Annotated in this window: 11 protein-coding genes; 6 read left to right on the plus strand and 5 right to left on the minus strand. The window is 54.0% G+C overall.

Annotated elements, in window-relative coordinates:
- The first annotated feature begins 63 nt into the window (after nt 1-63).
- The 4 genes from BLR09_RS01070 (at nt 64) to BLR09_RS01085 (ending at nt 6,591) form a co-directional block, all read left to right on the plus strand.
- Nucleotides 64-2,457 carry a T9SS type A sorting domain-containing protein gene (locus BLR09_RS01070; protein ID WP_176785397.1) on the plus strand — a complete coding sequence of 798 codons (2,394 nt, stop codon included), beginning with the start codon at nt 64-66 and terminating at the stop codon, nt 2,455-2,457.
- A gap of 201 nt (nt 2,458-2,658) precedes the next feature.
- Nucleotides 2,659-3,009 carry a PadR family transcriptional regulator gene (locus BLR09_RS01075; protein WP_093196635.1) on the plus strand — a complete coding sequence of 117 codons (351 nt, stop codon included), beginning with the start codon at nt 2,659-2,661 and terminating at the stop codon, nt 3,007-3,009.
- Complete coding sequence (locus BLR09_RS01080; RefSeq protein ID WP_245689848.1) at nt 3,006-5,633, plus strand: ABC transporter permease; 2,628 nt, start codon at nt 3,006-3,008, stop codon at nt 5,631-5,633. Before BLR09_RS01075 ends, BLR09_RS01080 begins: the two co-directional genes overlap by 4 nt.
- Nucleotides 5,634-5,691: 58 nt before the next feature.
- Entirely contained in the window at nt 5,692-6,591 is a 900-nt protein-coding gene (locus BLR09_RS01085; protein ID WP_093196637.1) for an alpha/beta hydrolase, read from the plus strand.
- A gap of 35 nt (nt 6,592-6,626) precedes the next feature.
- Here BLR09_RS01085 and BLR09_RS01090 read toward each other — a convergent pair whose 3' ends face one another.
- From BLR09_RS01090 to BLR09_RS01110, 5 genes are all read right to left on the minus strand, one after another.
- A complete protein-coding gene (locus BLR09_RS01090) occupies nt 6,627-8,693 on the minus strand; it encodes a beta-N-acetylhexosaminidase (protein WP_093196639.1) in 2,067 nt (688 codons plus the stop codon).
- Between the two features lie 6 nt (nt 8,694-8,699).
- On the minus strand, nt 8,700-9,308 hold the full coding sequence (locus BLR09_RS01095) for a TetR/AcrR family transcriptional regulator (protein ID WP_093196641.1): 609 nt from the start codon (nt 9,306-9,308) through the stop codon (nt 8,700-8,702).
- 162 nt (nt 9,309-9,470) lie between these two features.
- Entirely contained in the window at nt 9,471-12,440 is a 2,970-nt protein-coding gene (locus BLR09_RS01100) for a glycosyltransferase family 117 protein (protein ID WP_093196643.1), read from the minus strand.
- A gap of 192 nt (nt 12,441-12,632) precedes the next feature.
- On the minus strand, nt 12,633-13,502 hold the full coding sequence (locus tag BLR09_RS01105; RefSeq protein WP_143010978.1) for a hypothetical protein: 870 nt from the start codon (nt 13,500-13,502) through the stop codon (nt 12,633-12,635).
- A 6-nt stretch (nt 13,503-13,508) separates the two neighbouring features.
- Nucleotides 13,509-14,336 carry a HipA family kinase gene (locus BLR09_RS01110; RefSeq protein WP_093196647.1) on the minus strand — a complete coding sequence of 276 codons (828 nt, stop codon included), beginning with the start codon at nt 14,334-14,336 and terminating at the stop codon, nt 13,509-13,511.
- Between the two features lie 223 nt (nt 14,337-14,559).
- On the opposite strand from BLR09_RS01110, the gene BLR09_RS01115 reads away from it, so the two are divergent.
- Together BLR09_RS01115 and BLR09_RS01120 are read left to right on the plus strand one after the other, a co-directional pair.
- Entirely contained in the window at nt 14,560-16,368 is a 1,809-nt protein-coding gene (locus BLR09_RS01115; protein ID WP_093196649.1) for a right-handed parallel beta-helix repeat-containing protein, read from the plus strand.
- 39 nt (nt 16,369-16,407) lie between these two features.
- The gene (locus tag BLR09_RS01120) at nt 16,408-19,746 is read left to right on the plus strand and encodes a DEAD/DEAH box helicase (protein WP_093196651.1); all 3,339 of its coding nucleotides are present in this window, start codon (nt 16,408-16,410) and stop codon (nt 19,744-19,746) included.
- Nucleotides 19,747-19,788 lie beyond the last annotated feature (42 nt).

A 19,788-nucleotide genomic window follows, 5' to 3' on the forward strand; every position in this document is an offset into this window, starting at 1 on the left:
CCGTAAATTGAAGGATTACAAGTACCATTTATTCCTTTCAAATCCACCTGAATGAATACCTGTATGAAACAGATTTTCCGTATCCGGTACGGGAGTAAGTTCCTGTTTATCAGTTTGCTGTCCCTGCTCATTGGCGGGACGGTTCCATCAGCCCTCCTTGCGCAGACAGCGATTACGGGGGCGAATCTGGAAATTTCATCCGTCTCGACGGGTTCCAATTATTCCACGGGAAAAGCCAAAACGGCCTCTAGTAGTTTATCCCGCTCCGGAAATTATTCGTATACGTTTGGTAATCAGTCCGGATTTACCGACAACCGTAAGAAGCTATTGTCGTTCGGCGCCGGCGGCAGCGTGTATTCCTACAAACTCGGCGAAACGCCGGTGATCAAAATCCGCCGGGTGGAGAATGCCGCGTTCACGCAGTACTACAACACGACGGGCTATACCCGCACCGACAACCCGACCCTGCGCGACCTCGCTTACTACGAAGGGCTGGTCGACAATACCGCCGGTACCATCCAGATCAAATCGGCCTACATTCCCAAAATGGAGGATCTCTTTCTGACGAATGACATCACCATCGGGATCGACAACCTGTTTGCCAATACGTATACGACGAACTTCAACAACATCGAGCGGATCGACGTCATTACCCAGGGCGGCCGTACTATTGTTTCTCCCGGGCAGGAAGGCTTCGCGCTGTTTGAACGGGGCGGATACAACGTGCATGATCCTGTTGTTGTAGCGGTTATTACCGGCCTCGACGCGCAGAAAAATCCGTCGTCCTACGCCACCAAAGTTGTCCGGATCGGCTCGCCTGATTACTATGTGCCGGGGCAGACGACCAACACCGTTTACCAGCCGACGAACACGGCGGTAGGGAACTTCATCATTCTCCGTCGCGACAATGCGTCGTCAAACCTCCAGGCCTCTGACCTTATCGGCGCAAACCAGGGTATCGGCGGGGTACTGGTGAAATACGCGGACTTCAACCTGCCTGCCGGTACCAAGGTATACGGCTATTCGGTACTGGCAAACGACTTTCCGGTGACAGGCACCGGCGCCAACGTCGTGGACTATACCAATACGACCTACTTCCCGACCAACAGCTCTGACGCCACGCAGGCGGCAGGTAACGACATGGCGACCATCACCGGCGTTGTCCGGATTATCACCATCAAGGGGAACGTCTTCCGGGATGCGGACGGCCTGACGAACGGGCTCGTTGACGGCCCGGGTATCAACAATCCCGACGGCACGCCATTGTATATCAACCTCGTCAATGCTGATAATAAGGTTGTGGGTACTGCCGTGGTACAGCCCGATGGCAGCTATACCCTTTCTGAAATGGAACTGGGTACGCTATCGGCTCAGGTAAGCACAACCCGTGGTACCGTGGGCAGCACGCCTCCTGCCGCCAACCTCCCTGCAAATTGGGTCAATACCGGTGAGTACTTCGGTATCGGAAACGCGGCCGGTTCAGGAAATGAGGCTTCCGGAGACGGGAAAATCGCTGTCCTGGTTGGAGATACGGATATTTCAGAAGTGAACTTCGGAATTGAAACGATACCCTCGGCAGACGATAAAACGACGGACGTTCAGCGTAATCCCGGCGGAACGACGCAGGTATCCGTCCCGACACTCACCGGGAAGGATCCCGAAGAGGGTACCTACACCGGCGTGAGCAAAACCAATACCGTGAAGATCCTCACCCTGCCGAATGAAGGAACACTGTATTACGATGGCGTCGCGGTGAAAACCAACCAGGTGATCCCGAACTACGACCCGGCCAAGCTGACCGCAGACCCGCAGGATGGCGCCGTTACCGTGAGCTTCACGTATGCGTTTATCGATAAGGCGGAGCAAACGGGTACACCCGGTACGGTGACCATGCCCTTCACGCAGGAAAGTGGTCTGCCCGTTTCCCTGACCCGTTTTTCCGCTACCGCCACGGATAACAAAACGGTCGTACTGAACTGGGAAACGGCTAACGAGCGGAATAACCGCCGCTTTATCCTGGAGCGGAGCCTCGATCTGGTTACGTTCTCAACGCTCGGATCGGTAGAAGACGTAGCCGGCACCAGTACGTCGGTGCGGAAGTATAGCTTCACGGATCAGGCTGCTGTTCCGGGCACGAGCTATTACCGGCTTATTCAGGAAGATGTTGACGGCAAACGGACTGCGTACAAGCCGGTATCGGTTGTCATTCGCGGAGACGGCTACGTCATCGCTCCGAACCCGGTAACAAGCCGGCAGTTTACGGTACACGTCGACGAGCCGGAGACCGCGACACTCGAACTGCGCACGCTTTCCGGCGTATCAATTCCGCTGACGCGGGTATCTTCCGATTCCGGAAAAATCCTGCTGCAACTGCCCGGTCAGCAGGCCGGCGGCCTGTACCTGCTCGAAGTCAAGGAGCGGGGGCAAAGCAGGGTGCATAAAGTGATGATTTTGTAGCAGAGAAGGCCGTCCAGAGGGGCGGCCTTTTTTTTGTTTCAGGAAAGAAACGGATGTCCGGCTCCGAACGCCGGACTGTCCGTTTCTGGACGGAGTATATCCCTGGTATTTAAGTAATATATTGATAATCAGAAAAATAAAAGAACCGCATTTGGAATGGCATAGTATTTGATATACAGAAATAGAACATATCCTGTTAACATGCGACGAAGTGACTTGGGGGAATTCGAGGAGGTTGTCCTCCTGGCCGTGGCGGCCATGGATTCCCGGGCCTATTCGGTGGCCATCGCCGAAGAACTGGAGAAGGAAACCGGCCAGACCGTCAGTACCGGTGCGGTACATGCGGCCTTACAGCGCCTGGAACAAAAGGGGTTTGTCCGCTCTGCGCTCGGAGAGGCAACGGCCGAGCGGGGCGGACGGCGCAAGCGCCTCTTTACCGTGACCACCCTTGGTGGGAGAATGCTGGAGGAGGTTCGCGCCGTGCGGAACCGGCTTTGGGAACGTATCACACCGTCGGTCCGGCTGGACTGGCAAGACCCCTTCCCCGGATGATGCCTCCATCGCTGCTCACGCGCCTCATCGGCTGGCTATGCGCCCCGGATCTTCGGGAAGAAGTACTGGGAGATCTCCACGAACGCTTCGTCCTCCGCGCCCGGCGGGAAGGGGAGGCCCGGGCCCGCCGCCGGTACTGGCGGGATGTTATGTCGTTTATGAGGCCGTCGGTATTAGGTCGCCCGCGCCTGCGTATGCCCGATCCTGCTATGTTCCGGAACTATTTCCTGATCGCCAGGCGAAACCTGCTCAGGCAGAAAACCCTGGCGGCTATCAATATTTCAGGGCTGGCGGTTGGTTTGGCCAGTTGCCTCCTGATTGTCCTGTTTGTCTTGCACGAAGAGAGTTATGACCGGTACCACGCCAACGCCGACCGCCTCTTCCGGATGACAACCGAAGGTTCCATCGCCGGCAAGGAAATCCGTATTGCGACGGCCGGTACGCAGGCGGGGCCGGCGCTGGTCCGTGATTATGCAGGGGTAGAGGCTACCGTTCGCCTGTACCGGGAGGGGACGTTCCATGTCCGGAAAGACCATCAGGTATTCAAGGAGGAACGCGTGGTATTCCCCGATTCGAATTTCTTTCAGGTATTTTCCATCCCGCTGCTGAAGGGAGACCCGAAGACGGTACTGGTCCGTCCGAATACCCTGGTGCTGACTGAGACAATGGCCCGCAAGTACTTCGGGGAGCAGGACCCTGTCGGAAAGACGCTTACAATGGGCACACGCGGCTTATTTGAGGTAACGGGAGTCTGTGCAGACGTTCCGCTCAATACACATTTTCACTACGATATGTTCGGCTCGATTTCTTCGGTGAAAATGCGGGATAAATGGCTGGCGAGCGGCGCGTTTACCTATGTGCTGTTGCGGAAAGGCTATTCCGTCGACCGCCTGCGGGCCGAGATGCCCGGCCTCGTCCGGAAATACGTAGGTCCTGAAATTCAGGAGTTTCTGAGCATGAGCCTGCATGACTTCGAGAAGAAGGGAGACCGGATTACGTTTGGCTTTCAGCCGGTTACGGCGATCCATCTCCACGCTGATTTTGAAGAAGATACAGAAGCACAGGGAGATGCGAGGTATGTGTATCTCTTTTCCGGAATCGCCTTGTTCATTCTGGCGGTGGCCTGTATCAATTTCATGAACCTGTCGACGGCCGCCTCAACCGAGCGCGCCCGCGAAGTAGGTATCCGGAAAGTGCTGGGCTCCTTTCGCTCGCAGTTGATGGCGCAGTTTCTCAGCGAATCACTGGTAGTGACCTTTCTGGCGCTGTTTATCGCGGTCGACCTGGTGGTACTCGCCCTGCCTGCCTTCAACGAATTGACCGGAAAGCAGTTTACCGTCGGGGTACTCACCGAAGGCTGGATGCCTGCGGGAATACTGACCGGGACCCTGCTCATCGGCCTCGCTGCCGGCAGCTATCCGGCTTTTTTCCTGTCGTCCTTCCGGCCGGCCGGCGTACTCAAGGCGGCGGCAGCTACCGGCAAGGGGAACCGGGGCTTCCGGAACGTACTCGTGACCATTCAGTTCGTCGTATCGGTATCGATGATTGCGGGAACGATTGTCGTCTACCGGCAGCTCCAGTACATCCAAAACAAGAAAATCGGCTTTGATAAGGAACAGGTACTTGTCCTCCATGATACCTATGCCCTCGGCGACAAACGGGAATCCTTCCGGCAGGAGGTAAGCCGCCTTTCGGGGGTGGAGTACGTAACGGCGGGCGGATACATGCCGGCCGGGCTTTCGAACAACGGCACCGACGGCTTCCGCGCCGAGGACGAAGAGCAACGTCAGTCGGTACCGTACCGGATGAAAACCTATACCGTCGACGAAGACTACCTGCCAACCCTGGGTATTCAACTGCTTGCCGGTCAGAATTTTAAGACTCGTGGCAACCCCGACGGTATTCTGGTCAACGAAGCGGCAGTCCGGGAATTTGGCTGGAAAAACGCCGTTGGAAAGCGGATACGGACAGTGGGCGACGGTACGCCGGAAAGCCGGAGGCTGCTGACGGTGGTCGGTGTAATCCGGGATTTTCATTTCGAAGACATGCACCACAGCATACGCCCGCTGGTTTTGCTTTTCGGACAGGACAACTACCAGATGGCCGTCCGCGTGCGCAGTAATGATCTTACAGCTCTGCTCAAACAGATCGAAGCGGGCTGGAAACGGCGGACGGACAGTCCGTTCGGGTATTCGTTTCTGAATCAGCGGTTTAATGCCCTCTATGTTTCAGAGCAGCACGCGGGCCGGCTGATGGGAGTATTTGCCGTGCTCGCCGTGTGTATTTCCTGCCTGGGATTGTTCGGTCTGGCGATGTTTACCGTACAGCAGCGCCGGAAGGAAATCGGTATCCGGAAGGTACTGGGTGCGTCGGTAGCGGGAGTCGTTGCGCTATTGTCGAAAGAGTTTCTCAAGCTGGTCGGCATCGCCATTCTGATTGCTTCGCCGCTCGCCTGGTACGGTACCAACCGCTGGCTGGAAGCGTTCGCGTACCGGGTGAGCGTAGACTGGTGGGTATTGGCGCTGGCCGGTCTGCTGGCGGTAGTCATCGCCCTGATTACCATCAGCTTCCAAAGTGTGCGGGCGGCGCTGTCCAACCCGGTTCAATCGCTGCGTTCTGAATAAAAAAATAGTCCTTTCCGCCGGGAAAGGACTATTTTCGGCAGATTCATTCTGCTACCTCATGCTCAAACCTCTAGCCACCGCCTTATTGCTGGCTGCGCCGCTGTGTTCGGTCGCCCAGCAGATTCTTCCGCTTTACCCCGGACCGGTTCCGAATGCGACATCCTACCAGATGAAAGAAATTTCAGTGGTGAAGGACGGGCGGGTTCAGTACTACCAGAAAGTATCCCGCCCGACGCTCACCGTGTTTCTTCCCCCGAAAGAAAAAAACGCCCGTACCGGCGTAGTGATCTTTCCCGGAGGCGGATACGTCAGTGAGAGTTACGAGGGCGAAGGCGTTAAGATCGCTGAAACCTTCGTTCGCCAGGGTATTGCCGCTTTTGTCGTGAAATACCGCCTGCCGAGCGATTCGATTATGGTCGATAAAAGTATCGGACCTCTTCAGGACGCCCAGCAGGCGATCCGCACCGTTCGCGAAAATGCCGGCAAGTGGGGCCTCGATCGCATCGGCATCATGGGTTTCTCGGCTGGCGGGCACCTGGCCTCTACGCTCGCCACGCATTACCGGGAGTCGCTCATCGGGGATGTGGCGGGCATTAGTCTCCGCCCGGATTTTCAGATCCTGATTTACCCGGTGATTTCCATGAGCGAGACGCTCTCGCACAAGGGCTCGCGGACGGCGCTGCTGGGTCAGAAACCTGCTCCGGAGTTGATTGAGCGGTTTTCGAACGAATGGCACGTCAACCACGATACGCCTCCGGCTTATATCACGCATACCGGCGACGACCGCGTGGTGGATGTCGACAATACCCTTGCCTTTTACGAAGCGCTGCGTCACCATCATGTACCGGCAGAGGTTCACCTGTACCCCAAAGGAGACCACGGTTTTGTGCTGAAACTTCCGACCGACGAGTGGATGCAGCCCATTTTTCTCTGGATGCGGACGAATAAATGGTTGTAAAAAAAGCCGGGCAGTATTCGCTGCCCGGCTTTTTTTCAAAACATCGGATAGGACGTTGGTTCCGGCGCGAGCTCGCCGCTGATCAGGGCTTCTGTTTCTTTCACGATACTCAGTTCGAGGCTGCCATCCGCTTTGCCTGCCGCGGCGAAAAGTGGTCGCTGCTGTGCCACCCACTCCGGTGTGAGCGTGCCGGCTTTTCGCCGTTCGAGCGCTTCGAGCGCTACGCCGGCGATAGCTTCCAGGCGTTGGGCGTGCGCCTGTATGGCCGGTTCCAGTCCCGGAATCGGGCGGATATTCGCGGCGAGCGTCTTCCACCGGAGCAACTGAATACGAATGGCTTCTTCGTTCTTTTTGGTTGATAACCAGTTGGATACGAGCTGGCGGAAGTTTCTTTTTACTTCCGAATCAACAAAAACAATGTCTGAAACGGCCGTCAGCGGAGCGGACTGAACGGTATACCGCTCCGGCAGTGAAAGTCGCGCAAAGAGCTTCCGGTAACCCTTGACCGGCGTCAGAATATCGGTCAGATTGCGGAGCGTACCGGCGTCTGCTCCGGCCAGGCGGCGGAGCGAGCGCTCGTACTGGCCGATATGATCGATTCCCAGGTCATCCAGTTGCGTGCTGAGGCGGAAGAGCCGCCGGTAGAGGTCGTCTAAGTCGGTTTGGGTAGCGGGCGACCACAGTCGCTCGGCTATGGCTCCCGTCCGCGGCCATGTCCGTGTTTCCTGATTCCCGGCGTCGACGATTTCGGACCACAGCGCGGCCTCTCCGCCCATCACCAGCGGCGAGGCATCGAGGAGGTCGTTGCGGTAATGGGCATGCGCCGGATAGAATAAATCGAGGTAAAAACCTTTGGAAACGAGGATAGAGCTATTGTTCCGGACGGCTTTGTGGAAGTAGGCCGTATCGCTCCAGGCCTGAACGATGAGGTCTTTCGGCCCGCCGGCGAGTTCTTCCCAACCGACGGTTTTCCGGTTATGTTTCCTCAGAATGGCATGAACACGGCGGACGAAATAGGCTTGCAGCGCATGCGTATCGGCCAGTTTCTGCTGCTGCATGAAGCGAACTATAGCCGGGTTGTTTTTCCAAGAAACGCCGTTGTTTTCATCCGCGCCGATATGCATCCAGGGAGACGGAAACAGCCCGGCCATTTCCCCGAAAAAGGAATCCAGAAAGGCATAGGTTGCTTCGTGGCTCGGGTCGATAGCCGGCGTGGGCGTCGTCTGAATCATTTGCATGATGGCCGGCAGCGACAGGGGTTTGTCGCCGCGGCGGAAGCGCGGCCCCGGTTGGTACGGTCCCGGAGCGCTCGCCAGCGCCGGGTAGGCGGCGAGCATGGCCGTGGTATGGCCCGGCATATCAAACTCGGGAACGATGACAATACCCCGATCCGCCGCGTACCGCACCAGCTCCCGTATTTCGGTCTGGGTATAGAACTGGCCAAGCGATCCTTTGCGTTGCAGCTCCGGAAACCGCTTCGATTGAACCCGGAAACCTTCGTCGTCGGATAAATGGAGGTGCAGCACGTTTAGCTTGACAACCGCCATGGCGTCGATATTCCGGCGAAGCGCTTCGAGAGGAAGAAAATGCCGGGCGACGTCGAGCATGAGCCCCCGCCAGGCAAAACGCGGCGCGTCGTCGATTACAGCAGAAGGCAGGTAATAGCCCGCGGAATCCTGCTGTACCAGTTGCAACACGGTCTGAAGTCCCCGCAAAGCGCCCGTCGTAGTCGTTGCCTGAAGTTTCGCGCCGGACGGGCTGATCACCAGGTGATATCCTTCATCCGCTCCGGGCAGAGCCACTTGTTTCTGCGTGACGATAACCCGGAATAATCCGGCCGTATCTCCGGGTGCAATCGTTTCCTGTTCGAAGTACAGGCCCGTTCGCCGGTTGAGCGTCGCCCGGGTACGGTTGACGGCCCTGAAAAGCAGGCTATCGCCCGCCGGCGCCGAAACACCGATGCGGAAATCGGCCCGCAGACGAAGCTGCCCCTCCTGCAAACGGACGGTTTTGGGCACCGGCAGCAGGGAGTGTGTGGTCTGGGCAAAGGAAGGCCCGCTCCCGGCGGCTGCCGCCAGGAGAAAAAGGAGAAGTCGCTGCATGGAAAATCAGGTTTTGCTGAATCGGGTAAGGTTTTGATGAGAAAGGAGTGCGTCGAGGCCTTTTGGAGTACAGAGGCCGCGGAGGTAAATGCCGAGCGTCAGATCGGCCAGTTCCAGCGGCGTACGCTCCGACTTGGCGAAGGCATCTGACCGGGTGAGCGAACGGTACAATACACCGATGGTTTGCAGGACGACAACCGGATCAAGATCAGAATGAAACAGTCCCTGAGCGATGCCGTCGTCCAACAGTTTCCTGAAAACCGGTTGCGTCCGGTGGGCCTGCTCCCGCTGGGCTTTGTCCTGAAGATCAGGGTAGTAGTGATTCAGGTCGTGGTAGAAGACAGGGTTGATCCGGAAATCCAGTTCAATCCCGCTGATCAGCAGCCGGAACATTGCCAGTACCGGATCAGACAAATCGGCCTGCTCCAGCTGGCGGTACAGGGTGTCGTAATGGACGGCCAGGCAGGCTTCCAGTAGTTCCTCTTTTCCGGGAAAGTACTTGTAAACAGTCTTCGTCGACAACCCCAGCGGCGCGATCAGCTGCTGGATCGTCATTTTACGAATGCCGTGTTCGAGAAACTGCTGTAGCGAGGTTTCAATAATCCGGTCTTTCATAGGCAAAGGAAAATATTCTTCCTCAATTATTTTCCTTCTCAAAAGTATTGGAAAATATTTCACATGAAAAATTTTCCATGAAAGATTTTTGGCGTGTTATACTATTGGTTATCAAGAAAAAAGGCGCCCGGGGTAGGAGCGCCTTCGCTATCGTGGGTTGGATCAGGACGTCACTCGCCTGTAATGACGGTCAAACAGTACTTCATAGGCTTTTGCTTTTTCTTCGAGGTGGTTTTCCCGCAGTTGTCGGATGACCTGGTCCATAACATAGAGATTGAGCCGGATTTCCTGCTGGTCGCCGTTGGTTTCGATGTAATAACGCAGGTTGTCGTCTGACCGGCGGATGAGCGTATCCGCCACATGGAGCGCCTTTGCTGTTTCGCCCGCGCGCAGGAGCGGCGAGACATACAGGGCCGAGATCTGATCATAGGGAATGGACCGGTCCGGAATGGAATCGAGGCTTTTGTTGAGGACGGTACGGGCCCGGTCGGTTTGCTGCTCAGCGAGCAACTGGTTAGCGAGCCGCAGGAAGGCGATCCTGGCCGAGATAATGGGCACGCCGCGGTAGGTTTCGTCGTAGTATACATCCGGATTATCAAGCCCGCGCCAGTTCATTTTGCCCATCATATTCTTATACATGATATCGGAATGAACGAAACCGTCTTCCGCGCCTTCCACCCGGAAGGGCATAAGCCGGTAGGCATATCCTTCCAGTTGCATGAACTCCTTCAGTCCCAGGTAGTTGCCGCTGCCGATGGTCGTAGCGAAATAGATCGGTCGTTTGAAGCGGTTCTGCGCGACGATATCCAGCTGAATCAGTTCATCTTTCCGGATGGACCGTTTGCCGAACGTCCAGGTCATGCGGTCTTTCAGCAGGGGATCAAACCGGGGCTCTACCTGCCCGGATTTCCGGATCTGAGCGGGGTCCAGTCGGAGTGAGAAAACGGACGAGGGCAGGATATTCACCGTGCCGATCGGCGTAAGTGTTTGAATAGCCGGATTGCTTTCTCGGACAAGCTGGAGGTAGTCCTGCAGGTCGATACCGTCTTTGACATTCGGATTCTCCTGAAAATCAATGTAATCGTTGATGCCCCGCCGGTACTGGTCGGTTTGGAGAGACAACAGCAGCGGCTCCGAATCGTTGACCTTGCGCTTCATCTGATCGATGTACCAGTCGAGCCCGAGCAGCGACAGGCAGCATACCCGGACGTCTTTCCGGAAGCCTTCTACCTCCTGCACGTACCAGAGCGGGAAGGAATCGTTGTCGGCGCCGGTAAACAAAATCGCATTCGGCGCACAGGAACTCAGCATGTTCCGGGCGAAATCGACGGTATGGTACCGGTTGGAGCGGTCGTGATTGTCCCAGCTTTTGTACCCCATAATGCCGGGAGCCGCCGCGGCGAGTCCACACGCCATGACACCGGCGGCGATCTCTTTCTTCGTTGCCCGCAGCAGCCATTGCTGCAACGCCAGTACACCGAGACCGGCCCACAGGGCGAAGAAGTAAAACGAGCCTACGTAGATGTAATCCCGCTCACGCGGTTCGGTAGGGGGTGAGTTGAGGAAGACGATCAGCGCGATACCCGTCATCACAAAGCTGACAGCGAGTACCAGCCAGTCGCCGTCCTTTTTTCTCAGCTGATACAAAAAGCCGAACAGGCCCAGAATCAGCGGTAAAAAGTAAAAGTTATCGTGGCCCTTGTTGGTCCGGATACTCTCGGGCAGCGGCACGTTGTTGCTCAGATCAGGAAGCCAGCCGGCCCACAGGTTGTCGCTTTCCCGTCCTGCAAAATTCCAGAGAAAGTACCGCGCGTACATAAAGCCGAGCTGATGCCGGAAGAAGTACCGGATATTTTGTGCGAAGGTCGGGACCTGGTAGCGGGATTCGTCGACCGGATCGCGGGCGATCTTTGTCTCTTCGGCATACATTTCAGGATGCCCGTCCTGCTGCGACCACATCCGCGGGAAGACAACCTCCTTGCCGCGTTCCCAGATGTATTCCGGTTTGTAGTCGTAGATGACGTAGCGGCCGTTTTCCCGCTTGTACATGGGGTCGCCGCGCTTGATGTCGACCAGTCGCGTCGAAAATTGCGGCCCATAGAGCAGCGGCCGGGAGCCGTACTGCTCCCGCGTGAGGTAGTTGACAAAATTGATCGTATTGGACGGGTCGTTTTCGTTGATCGGAGGATTGAAACCCGACCGGACCAGGGCCTGCGTGTAGGAAAAATACCCGATCAGCACAAAGGCAAGAGACAGAATGGCCGTGCTGAGCAGGGGTTTCTGCCGTTTCTGGGCGATGAAGATACCGGCAACAACGGCGCTCAGAAAGACGGTCGCGAACGCCAGGACACCGGTATTATAAGGCAGTCCGAATGAATTGACAAAGAGCCTTTCCACGGAAAAAGCCGCGACCGGCAGGCCGGGAATAATGCCGACGTTCAGTATGCCGATGAGCCCGAAACCGGCCGCCAGGGCCAGGCCCGTGCCCCACCACGTCGTCTGTCGTGCCTTCCGGTGGTAATAAATCAGCGTGAGAGCCGGCAGGGTTACCAGGTTGAGCAGGTGGATGCCGATGGAAAGGCCCGTCAGGTAGGCGATGAAAATCAGCCAGCGATTGGCCGTAGCCTCGTCCTCAATGCGTTCCCAGCGGAACATGGCCCAGAAGATCAAGGCAGCAAAGAAAGAAGAAAGGGCATATACCTCGGTCTCAACCGCTGAAAACCAGAAGGTATCGCTGAAAGTATAGATCATCGCGCCGATGACGCCGGCGCCGTAGACGCCCGCGGCTTCGCCGGGAGACATCGCGGCGCGGTACTTCCCGAGCAGCTTTTCGCCCAGCAGCACAACGGTTTTATAGAGAAACAGGATGGTGAACGCGCTGGCCGTGACCGACAGCATATTGACCCAGAACGCCACGCGGGTAGTATCGCCGAAGGAAAGCAGGGAAAACAATCGGCCGAGAAGAAGAAACAACGGCGCCCCGGGTGGGTGCGGTACCTGCAGTTTGTACGCGCAGGAGATAAACTCACCGGGATCCCAGAAGCTGGCAGTCGGTTCGACGGTGGAGGCATACGTCGCAAAAGCCGCGACAAATACCCCCCACCCGAGCAGAGAGTGGATGTAGGATTTCATGTAAAGTTAGCTGTATAACAGGCTGATTAAGAGAGGAATTACAACTGCAATAGTAGGGAGAAGCGGGGAGGGGAGTGGCAGGGGGAGCGTTAAGGAGTGTTAACGGAGGTGTTAAAAAATGTTAGGGGCGAAAGAGTAGAAAAATGCCGCTTACGAAAAAGGACCTAACAATAGCTAGGCCCTTTTTATATGTTAAATATCAAGGATAGCTGTCAATTTGCTAAACCTGTCTGATCGCGAGATGGAAATAACATGTTTCTCGAATTCTTTTAAATCTAAAATACCAAATTTGTCTTTTTTAACCGTTAAAAATTCTCTGTAAATCTCCATCTGAACGCTCCCAGGTTCAGGTAGGCGAGAAACGATATTATAGACGCCGGAAACATTAAGCCGACTCATAGAAAGCTCATTCAAATTACTAGCAAATGCCTCATACTCGTAAATATTTTTTGCAATTGTGTCTTCACTTGTTCCGAAATCTATTACTTGATAAGACTTGATTACTCCATTCTTAGTCAATAAACTAGCTGTAAAATCTTTAACCATACCACTGAGCTTACCTCTGGGTATTTTCAAATCAATGTCAGCTTTTGTATCGAGATAAGGAGTACTAAAAATATCGGCCAATTCAGATTTTAAAGAACGATGATGTGGATGCTTTAATGTTTTCCACTCTCCAACAAATTTAGAGAAAAATCCAATAAACTCTTGATACTCAAAATGAGCCTCTAGAATTATTGCGTCACCAAAAAGAATAGTGTTATTACTGTAATCAACTAGATATTTAAAGTACTCAAATAAGGACGCAACTTCTGTAGAATAGAGCTTATCACTTAAATTTATTTTCTTATTATTAGATTCGACAATATTTTTCTTTAATATGGCAAGGTTCTCTTTGAGAAAAGAAGATAAACTACCGGAAATCAATCCTTTAATTAGCTCGACTTTCTTATAGGAAATTTCAACAAATATTTCATCAGAAACTCCTATAAGACCGACAACCATCTTTTCAAGTGAATAGTTGTTAGTTTGAACTAAAATAGGAATGAGAAAAGGTTTCATAATCCATCAGATTTTAAGACTAGCCCGAACCATTTCATCGACTCGCTCGAATCTTTCCGAATCGAGTAAGAAAACGGATACTCTTTCTAGAAGATCAGGTGGAATATTCCACGTCGGCGAAAAGTCATCGAATACATCTGATAGTACAGGTTTAACGGATGTTAAACACAAAGATAGGAAATCGTCGACTATTTTCAAAAGCTCCGAATAAGAAAAAAGATCAGTGCAATTTATGATTAATTCACTGGATATCAAGGTATTGGATGCGCTAAAAGGAAGTCTAGGATGAAAGAATCTAAGATGGTCAGGACCTCCGAAGGCAAATGCGTGAATCAGCCGGCCATTACCACTGTCCGATAATAACAAATTGTAATTTCTACCAATGCTTAACTGACGACCGCGGTCTACATTGTTTACCCAAATGTCAAAAATAGCAATGCGAATCAGATCCTGTAAGTTATAAATTTTCTTATACCAGGAACGAGAAGGATCTATAAATAGATCAGTAATCAAAACACTGTCAGGTATATCTTTCGACCCGAAGCACACTATTCCTGGCTTTAAATATTTCTTATTTTTAGATAATCTATTCCCAAACCAAGTACCAGCGGCCACTTCAACTAGTGCTATGTCTGGAGTTGAAATATTCAAATATTTCAGAAATCTATTGCAGATGACTTCATAAGCTAACAAGTCAATCTCGAATTTATTTAACGTAATCCTATTCTTACAATAATATAAATTTCCGTCTTCACAAAGAAACTTTACAGGAGCGTGACCATCGGTATTTATTTCTTCAATAAAAGCATTCGTAAGAACTCGAGATATTGCCATAAAAATACTTAAGTAGAGAACACAGCCAACATTTAAGTAACTCTGATGGTATGGAATGTCTTAAAAATAGTAATCATTTTCGGAATTTCAATGCCTTGGGACCTATTTGTTCGGAGTAGAAGCACAAATACGGGAGTTTCTTTTGTTGAATTATCCCACAGCTTGCGATAATAGGGTATTAACATCCACTTCTCCTCTTTACTTTTTTATAAACTTCTATCTCTTGACCTCAAAAATTCTTTACCTCGCCTTCTGCAGCGTATTCCTTGCCGGATGGGCGCAGGCCCAGACGGTTTCCGTTGCCGACGCGGGCATCCGCCCTGATACCTATGAAAATGTCACGCCGCTGGTGCAGCGGGTACTGTCGGGCGCGGCGGCAGGGACCACAGTTGTTTTCCCGAAAGGCCGGTACGACTTCTGGCCCGATGGCGCCGTGAAGGCGAAGTACTTCATCTCCAATACCTCTACCGAAGAAGAAGACCCGTCCAAACTCCGGAATATCGGCCTGTACCTCAAAAAGGCGCGGAATATCACGATCGATGGCAGCGGATCTCTCTTCGTGTTTCATGGAAAGATGACGACGTTCGTCGTAGACAGCTCCGAAAACATCACACTTCGCAATTTCCGTGTGGATTTTGAACGACCCACTATGTCCGAAATGCGCATAGTTGGCCCGCAGGACGGTGGTACGCTCGTAGACATACACCCGGATGCCCGGTACCAAATCCGTGACGGTCGCCTGACTTTTTACGGAGAAGGGTGGAAAACGAGCCACTTTCACGCCGTTGCTTTTGATTCCACCCAGGGAACCATGCGGTACAGCAGCTGGAAGCCTTTTCAAACGGCGACTGCTACCGACCTCGGCCGGGGCCGCGTACTTTTCCGCCCGGCGGTTGACATAAAATCGGGTACAATACTGACTGTCAGGGATATCATCCGCGACCAGGTTGGGATGTTTCTTTACGCCAGTAAAAACCTGACACTGGAAAACGTGCAGATGCACTACATGCATGGACTCGGAATCGTTAATCAGTTCAACGAAAACATTACCATGCGGAATGTCCTCGTGGAGCCGCGTGCAGAATCGGGCCGGGTTATTTCTTCGTCCGCCGACTGCATGCACTTTTCCGGTTGCCGTGGCCTCGTCAGGATTGAAAACTGCCGGTTTTCGGGTGCGCACGACGACCCCGTCAACGTTCACGGAACCAACCTGCGTTTTCTGAAAAAAGAAGCGCCCGACCGGCTGCGCCTTCGTTTCATGCACGGCCAAACCTATGGTTTTCAGCCTTTTTTTGCGGGAGACGAAGTCGCCTATGTACACGCCGCGTCCATGATCCGGTTTGCGCCTGGAAAAGTGAAGTCGGTCGAACGCGCCAGCGACCGCGAATGGCTCGTCACGTTTGAAAAGCCCGTTCCCGCAGAACTGGAAGTAAACGACTGCGTCGAAAACATGACCTGGACACCCGAAGTCCATATCTCCGGCTGCGTCTTTACCCGCACCAATACCCGCGGCCTGCTCCTGACAACACCCCGCAAAGCCGTCATCGAAAACAACGTATTCGACCGCACCGGCATGAGCGCCATCCTCATCGAAGCCGACGCGGAGGGCTGGTACGAGTCAGGGCCGGTGAAAGACGTTCTCATCCGGAACAACCGCTTCCTCAACTGCGGCTACCAGGGCGGGCCGGAGCATGCTGTGATCGCCATTCATCCGTCCAACCGCGTCATCGACAGTCGCCGGCCGGTTCATACCAACATCCGGATCGAAAACAACACCTTCGAAGTGTTCGATACGCCGGTGGTATACGCGAAGAGCACCGGCGGACTGACTTTCACCGGAAATACCCTCGTCCGCACACAGGCCATTCCCCGCTCTCCGGACGCCGGAAAGTATGCCTTTCATTTCGTCGGTTGCTCGGATGTACAGCTCGGAGATTTGCGCGGCGACCTGCCCGATACCGGCGTCTGGCTTGAAAAAATGCCGGCTTCTGCCTTCCGGCAGTCGGGCAAACTGCCCGTCCGGGTGGATTAGGCTGGGGATTCCCGTATTATTGCAGTGCCCGGAAGGAGTATGGCTCCGGGCGCTGTTGCGTTGGATCATTTTTTTCGCCTGAAAGACTTTCTCTTTACGCCGGGTCAGGAGGCTGCCATTGCGCGGCTGACAGAAGGCGGTTGGTATCCCGAAGGATATCAGCGGATTATACCTGTTTTGCTGGAAGTAGACCGGGGTGTTTTTACCGCGGAGGAAGATCCGTTTCCCGAGGTTGTCGTCACCCGGGAAGACCGGATTCTGACCCTGACCTGCCCCTGCGAAACGATGCAGCCTTCCCGCCTGTGCCGGCATCAGAGCCTGGTGCTCAACGCCCTGGCCAACCGGCGGGAATTTCATGTCTTTTTTGATCAGGAAAAACGGTACCTGACCCTGCGGGACGTCGCCGCCGACTATGGTCTGGAAGACGAGCCGGACCTCGACCGTTTCTTCGGGCTGGAATACAACCAGCGGTCACTTCGGGCGTTTCCCCTTAACCGGGCCCTCATACCCGTCACCCGGGAGAGCCTCCAGCGGCTGGGAGGTATTCCCGAAAAACCAGCTGTGCCCGTGACCGGAGAGGAGCAACTGCTGGTTGTACTCCGTCCGCATAAATACTACGGATACCTCTGCGTGGAGCTGTACCGTGCGCCGATGGCCCGGAACGGCAAGCCCCGCAATCCGCTGACGGCTGTATCGCCGCTTGACCAACTCTGGACGACAGAAGAACCGGCGGCTATCAAGTTTTTCAGCGGCATACAGATCTTCCAGCAGAAAAAAGAAAATACCGAAGCCAACGAAAGCGAGCTCTCGGCCCTGCGGGCGATTATCCGCAACCCCGACCACTATCCTTTTTTCCTCTGCGGCTCAACCGACAAGGTAACCGCCACGGCGCTGAAACCGGTATTCCTCCGGGCGTTGCCCCAGGATATTCACCTGCACGTGGAGCAGCAGGGTACTTTTTTCGGGCTTTCCGGAGACCTGAAAATGGGGCATGAGCGGTACCCGTTGCAGGATATGGTCCTGCGCCTCACGTACTTCCTCGAAAAGGACGAAACCCTCTACCTCGTTGATAACCTGCGGGTACTGGGTATTCTGGACCTGTTCCGGAAGCGGGGCGAAGAGCTGCTGATACACCATACCCGCTACGAAACCTTCCGGAAAGAGTGGCTCGACAAGCTCGCCGACCACATCCGGGTAGACTACCGATACCTGCCTGAAGCTACCGCCGAGCAATTGCAGGCGATGCAGCAGCAGAAGATTATCTATTTGTCGGATGAAGGGAAGTACGTCAATCTGACGCCGGTGATGCGGTACGGTACCGTTGAAATACCGATCCGAAGCAAGCGGCCGATTTATTCGGTCGACGAGCTGGGTCGTGAATTCAGCGTACACCGCGACGAAGAAGCAGAGGTAGCGTTCATGGCATTGCTGACCCGTCAGCACCCGGATTTTGACGAACAGCAATACAACGACTGGCTGTTTTTTTACCTCGTCCGCCATGAATTTCTGGACGATAACTGGTTTCTGGAAACCTTCGCCGACTGGCGGGCGAATGGCGTAACCATACTCGGATTCAATCAGTTACGGGATAATCGGAAGAACGGCGAGAAAGTCAGTATTTCCCTGAAAGTACACAGCGGCATCAACTGGTTTAATATCCTCTTTAATGTCCGCTTCGGGAAGGCGAGAGCGTCGCTCAAACAGCTATACAAAGCCGTCCGGAACAAAAACAAATACGTCGAACTCGACGACGGTACACAGGGATTACTCCCCGCGGAATGGCTCGATAAATTTGCCGCCTATTTTAATTCCGGTGAGATTGTTGACGAGCAGACGCTCCAGACTTCCCGCATCAACTTCTCGGCAATCGATCAATTGTATGACCCGGAGATGCTTGACGAGCAGGCCCGCGCCGACATGGCCGTCTACCGCGAAAAACTCAGCGGGTTTGAGTATGTGAAGGAAACCGAAGTGCCGGCTGAATTGCAGGCGACGCTTCGTCCGTATCAGAAATTTGGTCTTGACTGGCTGAATTTTCTCGATGAATTTGGCTTCGGCGGATGCCTCGCCGATGATATGGGCCTTGGAAAATCGATCCAGATACTGGCCTTTCTGCTGGCGCAACGGCGGAAAAACCGTCTGAATACCAACCTGCTTGTCGTCCCGACGTCCCTGCTCAAAAACTGGGAAAACGAAGCAGCCAAATTCGCGCCGGATCTGAAAATACACGTGCTGTATGGCGCGGATCGGGAGCGGAATACCCGGTCATTTGAGTCGTACGAAATCATCCTGACAACCTATGGTACCCTTGTCACGGATGTATCCTACCTGAAGAATTTCACCTTTAATTACATCGTTCTCGACGAGTCCCAGAACATCAAAAACCCGGAATCCCAGCGCCACAAAGCCGCCCGGCTGCTCAAAGCCAGGAACCGGATTGTGGTGACGGGTACGCCGATCGAGAACAATACCTTTGATTTGTTCGGGCAACTGTCTTTTGCCTGCCCCGGACTGCTCGGCAGCAAGCAGTATTTCAAGGATATCTATGCCGCGCCGATCGACCGGTTCAAGGACCGTCGCCGTGCCGCCGAGCTGCAAAACAAAGTACGCCCGTTTATCCTGCGACGGACGAAGAATCAGGTGGCCGGAGAGCTTCCCGAAAAAACCGAAATGGTTCTTTTCTGTGAAATGGGCACGGAACAGAAGAAGATTTACGACGCCTATGAAAAGGAATTCCGGGATTTTGTAGCCGCAACCACTGGCGACGATCTCAAGAAAACCCCGATGAACGTCCTCAAAGGGTTGCTTCGTCTCCGCCAAATCTGCAATTCGCCCTTGTTGCCCTCGACCACGGACAAACTCGCCGGCGATGCGTCCGCCAAGATCGACATCCTGCTGGAACAGATTCTCGAAAAATCGCCCCGGCATAAGATTCTGGTATTTTCCCAGTTTGTCACGATGCTCGAACTGATCCGGAAAGAACTGGATGCCCGGGAAATCGGCTATTCCTGGCTGACGGGCGCTTCCCGGAACCGCGGCGCGATTGTGCAGGAATTTCAGGAAGATCCCGACAAACGGGTATTCCTCCTCAGCCTCAAAGCCGGAGGCACCGGCCTGAACCTGACCGAGGCGGACTATGTCTACCTGGTAGATCCGTGGTGGAATCCGGCGGTTGAAAATCAGGCCATTGACCGGGTACACCGCATCGGGCAGGACAAGCACGTCATCGCCGTCCGCCTCATTACACCCGGAACTGTCGAAGAAAAAATGATGAAATTGCAGGCGACGAAGAAAGACCTGGCAACCGACTTGATCCAGAGCGGCTCGTCGTTTTTTGATAAACTATCGAAGGCAGATCTGCTTTCACTGTTGAGCTGAAATGTATGCTGCCGGGTATTTTTGACAGCGACAGATCCTTTG

Source organism: Siphonobacter aquaeclarae (assembly GCF_900103285.1).
Taxonomy (GTDB): Bacteria; Bacteroidota; Bacteroidia; order Cytophagales; family Spirosomataceae; genus Siphonobacter; species Siphonobacter aquaeclarae.